The 10,409-nt window shown below is 67.1% G+C and carries 13 protein-coding genes; 7 read left to right on the top strand and 6 right to left on the bottom strand.

What is annotated here, in order from left to right:
* The 3 genes from dctP to JHC36_RS11135 all read left to right on the top strand — a co-directional run.
* A partial coding sequence (gene dctP / locus JHC36_RS11145; protein ID WP_287919126.1) for a TRAP transporter substrate-binding protein DctP occupies positions 1-431 on the top strand: 431 nt, incomplete at its 5' end.
* A gap of 77 nt (positions 432-508) precedes the next feature.
* Complete coding sequence (locus JHC36_RS11140; protein ID WP_287919124.1) at positions 509-1,198, top strand: TRAP transporter small permease; 690 nt, start codon at positions 509-511, stop codon at positions 1,196-1,198.
* Positions 1,195-2,478 carry a TRAP transporter large permease gene (locus JHC36_RS11135; RefSeq protein WP_287919121.1) on the top strand — a complete coding sequence of 428 codons (1,284 nt, stop codon included), beginning with the start codon at positions 1,195-1,197 and terminating at the stop codon, positions 2,476-2,478. Before JHC36_RS11140 ends, JHC36_RS11135 begins: the two co-directional genes overlap by 4 nt.
* Before the next feature lie 81 nt (positions 2,479-2,559).
* Here the strand turns inward: JHC36_RS11135 and bktB are convergent, their stop codons facing one another.
* The 3 genes from bktB to JHC36_RS11120 all read right to left on the bottom strand — a co-directional run bounded on the left by bktB (position 2,560) and on the right by JHC36_RS11120 (position 5,146).
* Positions 2,560-3,744: a beta-ketothiolase BktB gene (bktB, locus tag JHC36_RS11130; RefSeq protein ID WP_124223450.1), complete on the bottom strand. Its 1,185-nt coding sequence runs from the start codon at positions 3,742-3,744 to the stop codon at positions 2,560-2,562.
* Positions 3,745-3,869: 125 nt separating this feature from the next.
* Complete coding sequence (locus JHC36_RS11125; RefSeq protein ID WP_287919117.1) at positions 3,870-4,622, bottom strand: RluA family pseudouridine synthase; 753 nt, start codon at positions 4,620-4,622, stop codon at positions 3,870-3,872.
* Positions 4,619-5,146, bottom strand: a complete 528-nt coding sequence (locus JHC36_RS11120) for a HugZ family pyridoxamine 5'-phosphate oxidase (protein WP_287919114.1) — start codon at positions 5,144-5,146, stop codon at positions 4,619-4,621. Before JHC36_RS11120 ends, JHC36_RS11125 begins: the two co-directional genes overlap by 4 nt.
* Before the next feature lie 192 nt (positions 5,147-5,338).
* Between JHC36_RS11120 and JHC36_RS11115 the strand changes: the two genes are divergently transcribed.
* Complete coding sequence (locus tag JHC36_RS11115; protein ID WP_287919112.1) at positions 5,339-5,917, top strand: hypothetical protein; 579 nt, start codon at positions 5,339-5,341, stop codon at positions 5,915-5,917.
* A 290-nt stretch (positions 5,918-6,207) separates the two neighbouring features.
* On the opposite strand, the gene JHC36_RS11110 is transcribed toward JHC36_RS11115, so the two are convergent.
* The 3 genes from JHC36_RS11110 to JHC36_RS11100 are packed head-to-tail and all read right to left on the bottom strand — an operon-like array spanning position 6,208 to position 8,359.
* The gene (locus JHC36_RS11110) at positions 6,208-7,260 is read right to left on the bottom strand and encodes a 6-phosphofructokinase (protein WP_287919110.1); all 1,053 of its coding nucleotides are present in this window, start codon (positions 7,258-7,260) and stop codon (positions 6,208-6,210) included.
* A gap of 29 nt (positions 7,261-7,289) precedes the next feature.
* Positions 7,290-7,910 carry an OmpA family protein gene (locus tag JHC36_RS11105; RefSeq protein WP_287919108.1) on the bottom strand — a complete coding sequence of 207 codons (621 nt, stop codon included), beginning with the start codon at positions 7,908-7,910 and terminating at the stop codon, positions 7,290-7,292.
* Positions 7,907-8,359, bottom strand: a complete 453-nt coding sequence (locus JHC36_RS11100) for a FecR domain-containing protein (protein ID WP_170159063.1) — start codon at positions 8,357-8,359, stop codon at positions 7,907-7,909. The genes JHC36_RS11105 and JHC36_RS11100 overlap by 4 nt, the downstream gene beginning before the upstream one ends.
* A gap of 112 nt (positions 8,360-8,471) precedes the next feature.
* On the opposite strand from JHC36_RS11100, the gene JHC36_RS11095 reads away from it, so the two are divergent.
* The 3 genes from JHC36_RS11095 to JHC36_RS11085 all read left to right on the top strand — a co-directional run.
* Entirely contained in the window at positions 8,472-8,996 is a 525-nt protein-coding gene (locus JHC36_RS11095) for a GNAT family N-acetyltransferase (RefSeq protein WP_124223466.1), read from the top strand.
* Between the two features lie 16 nt (positions 8,997-9,012).
* On the top strand, positions 9,013-9,996 hold the full coding sequence (locus JHC36_RS11090) for a tRNA dihydrouridine synthase (protein WP_287919102.1): 984 nt from the start codon (positions 9,013-9,015) through the stop codon (positions 9,994-9,996).
* 15 nt (positions 9,997-10,011) lie between these two features.
* Positions 10,012-10,409, top strand: a 398-nt coding sequence (locus tag JHC36_RS11085) for a DUF1631 family protein (RefSeq protein WP_287919099.1), incomplete at its 3' end; no start/stop codon positions are given.

Here is a 10,409-nt window from a genome sequence, read left to right as displayed (position 1 = left end):
CCGAGGTCTATCAGGCGCTGCAGACCGGGGTGGTCGACGGCACGGAGAACCCGATTTCCAACTTCTACACGCAGAAGATGCACGAGGTGCAAAAGCACCTGTCGCTGACCAACCACGGCTACCTCGGTTACGCGGTCATTACGAACAAGAAGTTCTGGGACGGGCTGCCCGCTGACATCCGCGGTGAACTCGAACAGGCGCTGAAGGAAGCCACCGACTACGCCAACAAGATCGCCCAGGAAGAAAACGACAGCGCGCTGGAAGCGGTGCGCAAGAGCGGCAAAACGACGGTCTACACGCCGACGGCCGACGAGCGCCGGGCGCTCAAGAAGGTGCTCGCGCCGGTGCACGCCAAGATGGCCGATCGGGTGGGCAAGGAGACCTTGCAAGAGATCTATAAGGTCACCGGTTTCGATCCGAACAAGCTCTGATTCCAGGCCAGGGCGCGGCCGCACCGATGCTCGGCATCGGGCGCGCCGCGTCTTTTTTTGCCGACGGGAGACCGCGCATGAAATTTCTCGATCATCTGGAGGAATGGCTGATCACCTTCCTCATGGCGGGTGCCACGCTGATCATCTTTGTGGCCGTGCTGCACCGCTACGCGGCCGGATGGCCGATACCGGGCGTGCAGGACTGGCTGCTCTCGCTCAACCTGGGCTGGGCGCAGGAACTGACCATCATCATGTTCGTCTGGATGGCCAAGTTCGGCGCGGCTTATGGCGTGCGCACCGGCATCCACGTTGGGGTGGATGTGCTCATCAATCGCCTCAGCCCGAGCTGGCGCGCGAAATTCATCATCTTCGGCTTGGCGGCCGGTGCTTTGTTCACCTCCATCATCGCCTGGCTTGGCGCCACGTTCGTCTGGGAAAACGGCGCGCACCACTTCTTTCTGCAGTTGTTCGGCCAGCCGGTCGGCGACATCCCCGAGGGACCGACGACGCCCGACCTCGAGTGGCCGACCTGGATCGTCTACAGCGCGATTCCGCTGGGCACCGGGCTGATGTGCTTTCGCTTTCTTCAGGTGATGGTGAACTTCATCCGCACGGGTGACCTGCCGCATCACGACCACGGCCATGTGGACGGGCTCGACGCGGGCGAGCCGCCGGTGGACCTCAATCCCTTTGCGCTCGATGAAAACCTGCACCCCAAGCCCGTGGCCGGTGAGGCCGCTTCGAAAGCGAAGGACACGCAGCCATGAACGCGCTCATCATCTTCCTCATCCTGCTGGTGCTGATGCTTACCGGCATGCCGATCTCGATTTCGCTCGGCCTCACGGTGCTGACTTTCCTGTTCGGCTTCTCCCACGTGCCGCTGGAGTCGGTGGCGCTCAAGCTGTTCACCGGCATCGAGAATTTCGAGATCATGGCGATCCCGTTCTTCATCCTTGCGGGCAACTTCCTCACCCATGGCGGCGTGGCCAAGCGCATGATTCGCTTCGCCACCAGCATGGTGGGGCACTGGTATGGCGGCCTGGGGCTCGGCGGGGTGGTGGCCTGTGCGCTGTTTGCGGCGGTGTCGGGCTCCTCGCCGGCGACCGTCGTAGCCATCGGCTCCATCCTGCTGCCGGCGATGGTGAAGGCGGGCTTCCCGAAGAACTTTGGCGCGGGCGTCATCACCACCTCGGGCGCACTGGGCATTCTGATTCCGCCCTCCATCGTGATGGTGATGTATTCGGTGGCGACCAACACCTCGGTGGGCGCGCTGTTCATGGCCGGCGTGGTGCCGGGGCTGGCGCTCGCAGCCACGCTCGGCGGCGTGACCTACTGGCGCGCGCGCAAATTCGACTACCCGCGGCTGCCCAAGGCCAGTTGGGGCGAGCGCTTTTCGGCGCTGCGCGAGTCGATCTGGGGCCTGCTGCTGATCGTGATCGTCATGGGCGGCATCTACAGCGGCGTATTCACGCCGACCGAGGCGGCCGCGATGAGTGCGGTCTATGCCTTCATCGTCGCCGTGTTCATTTACAAGGACATGCGGCTCAAGGACGTGCCGCGGGTGCTGCTGAACTCGGCCAACATGAGCGCGATGCTGCTCTACATCATCACCAACGCGGTGCTGTTCAGCTTCATCATGACCAACGAGAACATCCCGCAGGCGCTGGCCGACTGGATGCTGGGCCACGGGCTCGGGGTGATCGCCTTCCTGCTGGCGGTCAACGTGATCCTGCTGCTGGCGGGTAACTTCATGGAGCCTTCTTCCATCGTGCTGATCTTCGCGCCCATCCTGTTCCCGGTGGCGATGAAGCTGGGCATCGACCCGGTGCACTTCGGCATCATCATGGTCGTGAACATGGAGGTGGGCATGTGCCACCCGCCGGTGGGGCTCAACCTCTACGTCGCCTCGGGCATCACCAAGATGGGCATCACCGAACTCACGGTGGCGGTGTGGCCGTGGCTGCTGGCGATGCTGGGTTTCCTTGGCGTGGTGACCTATTGGCCCGCCTTGTCGCTGTGGTTCCCGCGACTGCTGGGGATGATGTGAAGTCCTAAAACAATAGCGCGATAAGACCATTTCACGCCGGGGTTCCAAGGAAAAGCCTTGGAACCCCTTGCTTTTTTGGTGTCAGAGCCGCTCGAAGATCGCCGCGATGCCCTGGCCGCCGCCGATGCACATGGTGACGAGCGCATAGCGGCCTTGGATGCGGTGCAACTCGTGGATGGCCTTGACCGTGATGAGTGCGCCGGTGGCGCCGATCGGGTGGCCGAGCGAGATGCCCGAACCGTTGGGGTTGACCTTGGCCGGGTCGAGGCCGAGCTCGCAGGTGACCGCGCAAGCCTGCGCCGCAAAGGCTTCGTTGGCCTCGACCACATCGAGGTCGTTGACCGTGAGTCCGGCGCGCTGCAAGGCCAGTTTGGAGGCCGGCACCGGGCCGATGCCCATGTATTTCGGGTCCACGCCTGCGTGCGCGTAGGCGACGAGCCGCGCCAGCGGCTGCACCCCGCGTGCCTTGGCCGCGTGGGCTTCCATCAACACCACTGCGGCCGCTGCGTCGTTGATGCCCGAGGCATTGCCGGCCGTGACCGTGCCGTTTTCTTTGACGAACACGGGCTTGAGTTTCGCCAGGTCGGCCAGCGTGCAGTTCGGGCGGAAGTGCTCGTCGGTGTCGAAAGCGGTTTCACCCTTGCGGCCTTTGAGCATGACCGGGACGATCTGGCTCTTGAAGTAGCCCGCTTCGGTGGCACGCTGTGCACGCTGGTGGCTTTCGACGGCCAGTGCATCCTGCTGCTCGCGGCTGATGCGGTAGCGCTCGGCCACATGCTCGGCCGTCACGCCCATATGGATGGTGTGGAAGGGGTCGTGCAGCGCGCCGACCATCATGTCGACCAGCTTGGTGTCGCCCATGCGCGCGCCCCAGCGGGTGTTGAGGCTGGCATAAGGGGCGCGGCTCATGTTCTCGGCGCCGCCGCCGATGGCCACGTCGCAGTCGCCGAGCAGGATCGATTGGCTCGCCGAGACGATGGCCTGCAGCCCCGAGCCGCAGAGACGGTTGACGTTGTAGGCCGGGGTTTCCTCGGGGCAGCCGCCGTTGAGGGCGGCCACACGCGAGAGGTACATGTCTTTGGGTTCGGTGTTGACGACATGGCCGAACACCACATGGCCGACGTCTTTGCCTTCGACGCCGGCCCGCGCGAGCGACTCGCGCACCACGAGGCTGGCAAGTTCCGTGGGTGGCACGTCCTTGAGGCTGCCGCCATAGGTGCCGATGGCGGTGCGCACACCGCTTGCAATCACGACTTCACGACGCATGGGAATGCTCCTGAGTGGGGGCAAAGACGACAGTATCGCGCCGATTCGCGCTCCAGGAGCCCGTGGCGCCCCGGTCAGCGGCCAGCGTCCCGAGGCTTGCGTGGGGGCGGCGTGTAGGCGTCGCCCTAAAACGGCGGGCGGCTGGTGAAGCGCAGTCGCTTGCCGCTCTCCGGGTGGGGAAAGTCCAGTTCGGTGGCGTGCAGCAAGAGGCGCGGCGCGAGTCCAAGCAGGTCGGGGGGCGCGTAGAGCGCGTCGCCGACGATCGGGTGGCCGAGCGCGAGCAGATGCACGCGCAATTGGTGCGAGCGGCCAGTAATCGGCTCGAGCCTGAGGCGGGTCACTGGCTGGCCCCGCAGCCACTCGTGTGCGCGCACCTGCCAGCGGGTGCGGCTGGGTTTGCCGACTTCGAAATCAACCCGGCTTTTCGGACGGTTGGGCCAGTCGGGGATCAGCGGCAGGTCGATCAGGCCCCAGCCGTCGTCGTGCTCGCTCGGCGCCGATAGATGGCCGCTGACGAGCGCTTCATAGCGCTTGTGCACCGCGCGCTGCGCGAATGCGTGGCTCAAGTGCCGTTGGGCCGTCGGGCCGCGCGCGAGCACGATGAGGCCCGAGGTCGCCATGTCCAGCCGATGGACGACGAGCGCGTCGGGCCAGCGCTGCGCCGCATGGACGCTCAAGGCGCGCAGGCCTTCGGGCCCGCGGCCCGGCACGGACAGCAGGCCCGCAGGCTTGTCGAGCACCAGCACCGACGCGTCTTCGTAGTGGACGCGCAGCGGGGGCGAGGCGGCCGTGTCGGCTGCCTCAGCGCCTGGCGGATCTAGACAGGCTGGGCGTTCGGCGGCGCCTGCGGCCTCCGGGACCCGACTCGTCACGCTCATGGCGCGGGGGCGGCTGCCGCGTAGGCGAGCACGGCGGCGAGTTCATCGGCTTCGACCGTGCGCGCCGCGCCGAAGCCCGCCACTTGGCGGGCTCGGGTTGGGCTCAGCGTGACGAAGCGGAAATCCGGCAGCGCCGTCATCGGCTCGGCTTCGGGAAAGCGCGCCAGATACGCACCACGGGCGCGCTCCCAGGCCGGGCTATGCGGCACGGGCGGCTCCGCGCGCACATCGATGCTCACTCGAGGCAAGGCATGGACCGGGCCGGTTTCAGGCTCGCTCGCCATCACCATCAATGCGGCGCGCGGCGCGGCTTGCAGGTTGGCGGTGTGCGGCGCGAGGCCGCTCACGTGAATGACGAAGCCCGCGCCATCGGGCAGCAGCGCATAAGGCACCATGGAGACGAAGGGTTGCGTGGGGTCCTGCGCGTCCAGCGTGCCGAGCGCGGCCACGCGCTGCGCGCGCAGCAAATCGCCCAGGGCCCGATGCAGGCGGGGCAGGTGAGAAGAAGGTTCGGTGGCGCTCATGGGGCCTGAGCATGCCGCAAGCGCGTCGATTTCGCCAGAGCGCGGTGCGTGCAAGCCTGCCGCGCCCCGCGCTCCGGCGTGTTTGGACGGGCTCTGGCGGCGGGCTGGCCGGGGGTCGGTTCGGCCGCCTGGCGCGGGCCGTCGACGAGGCGCCGCTCTTGTGCCGATGACCGCAAGTGCGATACTTGGCCCATGCACCGCCTGATGCGTATCCTTGCTTGTTCGTCGCTGGCCGCCAGTCTCGCCGCCTGCAGCAGCCTGCTTCCCCGCGGCAGTTCGGTGACGCTCTCGCCGTTTGCCAGCTACGAGGAGGCCAAGGCTGCGTTCGACCGCATCGAGCCGTACCAGACGCCGGTGGCGAAGCTCGCCGAGCTGGGCTTCGACCCGGCGGCTACGGCCAACATGACCGTCATTCCCTACCCCGAGGTGGTCGCCCGGCTCGCCCCGCATCCTGGTGTGCCCCTCGACGCGCTCGACCGCGGCGTGCGCGACTGCCTGCTCGCGCAGACCGCCTGCCGCGCGTATGTCTACCGCTTCAGCCAGCAAAGCCGCAAGCGTGAGGGGGAGTTCCTCAGCGACTTCTTCAATTTCCGCCGCATTACCCACATCGAGGGCTGGCGTTTCGAGGCCATGGTGGTCGCGCGCGATGGCCTGGTGCTGTTCAAGAATGCGGGTGGCGAGCCGCGCATCGACCTCACCGAGCGGCAGGTCAACCCGCTCGGCCCGTTCCAATCGGGCGGCGAAGCGGCGGCTGGCCTCATCAAGCGTTGAGAGGCTGAGAGGGAATTGGTCATGCCCGCTTTGACGCCCCAAAACACGCCCGAGGGCGTTGCAAATGCGCGCCGTAGCCCGAGCTACGGCTGTGCTTTGCGCCTACTCGGACGCGTTTTGGGGCGCCCCTTCGGACACGCCCAATTCCCTCTCAGCCTCTGAGGGACCGCGGCGTCCGGCCCAGCCCATGCCTGGCCGCGCGTCGTGACTGCCGTTTTTGGGCTGTTTTGGCCTTCACCCCGGCATGAATGGCGGCGGACGACTCCTAAAAAGAGAGCGTCGTTCAGGGGTCAGTCGCCAAGGCTGACGCCGATTTGCCGGGCGGCGTTCAGCAGCGGGTGATCGAGCGGCACGCGCCGCTGCCGACCGGCGACGCGCTCGATTTCGATGCTGCCCATGCGTCCCTGGGTCAGCGTGACCATGTGGCCGAATCGCCGCTGTTGCACCAACTGCGCGGCCTGATTGCCATACTGGGTCGCGAGCACACGGTCAAAAGGGGTCGGCGAGCCGCCGCGCTGCACATGCCCGAGGACGGTGGCGCGGACCTCGCTGTCCAGGCGCGGCTCGAGCCACTCGCGCAACCGGTGCGCGACACCGCCGAGTCGGATCGGGTCGGCGCCGCCGCTGGCTTCGACCCGCCGCTCGATCGTCCACGTGCCGCCGACCGGTTTGGCGCCTTCGCCGATGCAGATCACGGTGTAGCGCTGACGCTTTTCACGCTCGCGGCAGATTTCGAGCACCCGCTCGGGGTCGTAGTCGATTTCGGGCAGCAAGATGATGTCGGCCGCCCCCGCCATGCCCGCCTCCAACGCGATCCATCCGGCGTAACGGCCCATGGTTTCGACGATCATCACGCGGCCGTGGCTCTGGCCTGTGGTTTGGACACGCTCGAGGGCTTCGGTGACCGTGGCAACGGCGGTGTCGAAGCCAAAGCTGCGTTCGCAGGCCTCGATGTCGTTGTCGATGGTTTTGGGTACGCCCACGGTGGCCAGCCCGCGCTGCATCAGCCCGTGCGCAATACTCATCGTGCCGTCGCCGCCGATGGCCACCAGCGCGTCGAGACCCCATGCGCGCGCCTGCGCCACCGCGCGCTCGGCGGTCTCCTCGGACGCGAGCGGGTTGGCGCGGTTGCTCGTGCCGAGTATCGTCCCGCCGTTGAACAGGATGCCGCTGACCGAGGCCCAGTCGAGTGGGCGGCGACGCCCTTCCATCAAGCCGGCATAGCCGTCTTCGATGCCGATGACTTCGGCCCGGCACTGCCCGATGAGCGATTTGGTGACGGCGCGAATCACGGCGTTGAGGCCAGGACAGTCGCCGCCACCGGTGAGGACGCCTATACGCATGGGGGCTCTCCGGTGTAGGGTCAGGCGGCTCAGCGCACGATCAACTCGGCGCGTCGGTTGCGGGGCTCGTCGACCTCATCGGCCGTTGGAACGGCTGGTTCGCGCTCGCCGCGGCCGATCGCGACGACGCGCTCTGGATCGAAACCCTCGCGCAGCAGCCGCTCGCGTATCGCTTGCGCGCGCTGCAATGACAGCCGGTCGTTGGCCGCTGCGTCGCCCACCGTGTCGGTATGTCCGATCACCAAAATTTCTCCCCCCGCACGCGCCGCGGCTGTGCGCAGAACCTCGGGCAGCAGACGTTCCGACTCGGGGGTGAGATCCGAGGTCCCGGTGAGAAAGCTGAGGGTGTATTTCAGCGGTGGCTGCGGCCGCAGCGCAATCAGCTTGGGGTAGCGCTCGCGCACCTCTTCGGCACTGCTCTGCGCCGGCACGAGCTGCCCGCTGCGGTCGACGGTGGCGGCCTGGTAGGGCTGGTCGAGACGCAAGGATTGCTCGCCGCGACGGATCTCGACGGCGCTGGGCCGACCCCCGTCCTCGGGCAGCAGGATGACTCGGTCGACGGGCCCGGCGCAGCCGGCAAGCCCTGCCGCAAGCAAGAGCCCAAGGCCCAGGGTCGTCCTGCGGTGCTTCATGGGGTTTTGCGACTTCATGGTGCCTCCACGATGAAATCGGTGCCGCGCAGCCCGATGACGAGCGTGGGCGTCTTGACCTGCGCCTTCTCCGGCTGCAGCTTCGCAATCAGGCCCGAGACCATGCGCAGGCTGCCGTGCAGCAGGCTCAGCAACAGGCTGCCGCTTTGCGTCGTGGGTTCGAACTCAAAGCCCGCGACCTGCAGTTGCGCCTGGGGGCCCAGCACCAGCTCGGTTCCGTCGCGCAGTGTGAGTGCTGCGGCGCCGTCGGCCGCGGTCTGGATGCGGTCGTTGGGAAAGACGGCGTCACCGGATCGGACCTTGCGGGTTTCGCTGCCGAGTGTCGCGGTGACGCTGCCTTCGACCTGCTTGAACGTGCCCGCGCGCTCGCCTTTGGGCGCGGTGTCGGCCCAGGCAGGCGTTGCCAGCAAGGCCGCTACCAAGGCACAGAGTAGGAAACGGTCGCTCATAGGGCTCCAAAGAGTGCGGCATGAAGAAAGCAAATGCGCCTTCATTGTGCCGCAGCGATGTGCTCCTTGCCGCGACAATGCAGGGTTTTGCATCTTCGAGATTCGAGTCGCCATGTCTTCTTATTACTCCGTCCGCCCCGCCACCGTCAAAGATGCCCGCACCATCGCGGAACTGCACGCCCATACCCTGCAGGCCGTGCTCGAAGGCTTGCTGAGCCCAGAGGAGTTGGCTCGCATCCAGCCCGACGCGGCTCGGGTGGCGCATTGGCGTGACGCCGTCACCTATGGCGAGCCCCAGGTCTTGTTGGCCGTCGACGGCGACCGGCCGGTCGGCTTTGTCGGTTTCGACCGCTCGCGCGACCCCAAAACCAAGCCCACGACCGGCGAAATCTGGGCGCTGTATGTCCAGCCGGGCGACTGGGATCAAGGGGCCGGGCTCGCCCTCTGGGACGCCGCGCGCGAAGGTCTGCTCGATGAGGAATGCACCGAGGTCACGGTCTGGGTGCCGCTGCGCAACGAGCGCGCGCTGCGCTTCTTCGAGCTGGCAGGCTTCAAGCGCGAGCTCAAGACCGCTCGCACGACGGCGGTGGGGACGACACGCCTCGAGGAAATCCGGCTGCGCCGCGCGCTCGATTGATCCGGGGTCGTGCGCGATGCTGCTGCTCGCCCCGATGGAGGGGCTGCTCGATCACAGCTTGAGGGACATCCTCACGCGCGTGGGCGGCATCGACCGGTGCGTGTCCGAGTTCATCCGCGTGACCGACCAGTTGTTGCCGCCCCGGGTCTACACCCGCATCGTCCCCGAACTGCTACACGGCAGCCGCACGCCCAGCGGCGTGCCCGTGCGTCCCCAGTTGCTGGGCTCGGATCCGGCGTGCATGGCAGAAAACGCCGCACGCCTCGCCGAACTCGGGGCGTTCGGCGTCGACCTGAATTTCGGATGCCCCGCCAAGACGGTGAACCGCCACCGCGGTGGGGCGGTGCTGCTCGACGAACCCGAACTCCTGCATGACATCGTGGCTGCCGTGCGTCGGTCGGTTCCGGCCGGGTTCGCGGTTTCCGCCAAGATGCGGCTGGGCTATGCCGACGACGCCCGTGCGGTCGAATGCGCCTGCGCGCTGGCCGAGGGCGGAGCGCAGGAACTCGTCGTGCATGCGCGAACGCGCGCGCAGGGCTACCGGCCGCCGGCCCATTGGGCGCGCATTGCCGACATCCGGCGCGCACTTTCCGACACGGTCTTGATTGCCAACGGCGAAATCTGGACCGCGGAGGATGCCGAGCGTTGCCGCCAAACCACCGGCTGCGAATCACTCATGCTCGGCCGCGGCATGATTCGGGATCCGGGCCTCGCCCTGGCCATCCGGGCGGCTCAGGCCGGAGCACCGCACGCGGACGCGGCGCCCGAGGCCGTCGATTGGCCCTCGGTACGGCTCCTACTGCTGGAGTTCTGGCGGCAGATTTCATGGCGGGTGGCACCGCGACACCGTGCGGGTCGGCTCAAGCAATGGCTGTCGAGCCTGCGCGGGCGTTACCCCGAGGCACGCGCCGCGTTCGAGCGGCTGCGCCTGGTTCAAGATCCGGCGCTCATCGAGGTCTGGTTGTTTGAGGAAACACGCGCGACGACTACACTTTCGTGACTTTTTTCACGAAATATGTCCGATTTGCCTCCCCTGATTCGTCGCTGTCTCGATGAGGCGGGCGACCGCATGCGCAGCGCGCTTCTGCAGTCGATGGACGAGGCGGTCGAGGCTTTGCAGGCGGCTGAGGCGGCCGAGCGCCGGATTCTCGAACGCGATGCACTCCACTTGGCCTGGAGTGGCTTGCAGCGCCAGCGGGCAGCCTGGAATGCGCGCTTCGTGTCGGCGCTCGCGGAGGCGATCGAAGTCGCCCCGGCCGCCGAGGCGCAACGCCTTGCCCCCTTCACGCCATCGGTCCTGGGGGTGCTCGATGCCAGTCCCAGCGGCCTTGGCGGCTTGTCGCTCGTCGACGACGAGCAGATGGCTCAGGATCTGGCTTTTGCGCACCTCGTTCAGCAGTGGCGGCTGCAGGT

Origin of the sequence: Tibeticola sp. (genome assembly GCF_022759015.1) — a bacterium.
GTDB lineage: Bacteria > Pseudomonadota > Gammaproteobacteria > Burkholderiales > Burkholderiaceae_C > Tibeticola > Tibeticola sediminis.
The sequence above is the reverse complement of the archived record's forward strand: the minus strand, read 5'-3'. Positions and strand labels throughout refer to the sequence as shown.

Bases quoted from the DNA above. Each gene is read 5' to 3' on its own strand.
- JHC36_RS11105 (WP_287919108.1), bottom strand. From the start codon at position 7,910: ATGAAGTCGCAAAACCCCATGAAGCACCGCAGGACGACCCTGGGCCTT.
- JHC36_RS11115 (WP_287919112.1), top strand. From the start codon at position 5,339: ATGCACCGCCTGATGCGTATCCTTGCTTGTTCGTCGCTGGCCGCCAGT.
- JHC36_RS11120 (WP_287919114.1), bottom strand. From the start codon at position 5,146: ATGAGCGCCACCGAACCTTCTTCTCACCTGCCCCGCCTGCATCGGGCC.
- JHC36_RS11090 (WP_287919102.1), top strand. From the start codon at position 9,013: ATGCTGCTGCTCGCCCCGATGGAGGGGCTGCTCGATCACAGCTTGAGG.
- JHC36_RS11095 (WP_124223466.1), top strand. From the start codon at position 8,472: ATGTCTTCTTATTACTCCGTCCGCCCCGCCACCGTCAAAGATGCCCGC.
- JHC36_RS11100 (WP_170159063.1), bottom strand. From the start codon at position 8,359: ATGAGCGACCGTTTCCTACTCTGTGCCTTGGTAGCGGCCTTGCTGGCA.
- JHC36_RS11135 (WP_287919121.1), top strand. From the start codon at position 1,195: ATGAACGCGCTCATCATCTTCCTCATCCTGCTGGTGCTGATGCTTACC.
- JHC36_RS11110 (WP_287919110.1), bottom strand. From the start codon at position 7,260: ATGCGTATAGGCGTCCTCACCGGTGGCGGCGACTGTCCTGGCCTCAAC.
- JHC36_RS11140 (WP_287919124.1), top strand. From the start codon at position 509: ATGAAATTTCTCGATCATCTGGAGGAATGGCTGATCACCTTCCTCATG.
- JHC36_RS11125 (WP_287919117.1), bottom strand. From the start codon at position 4,622: ATGAGCGTGACGAGTCGGGTCCCGGAGGCCGCAGGCGCCGCCGAACGC.
- bktB (WP_124223450.1), bottom strand. From the start codon at position 3,744: ATGCGTCGTGAAGTCGTGATTGCAAGCGGTGTGCGCACCGCCATCGGC.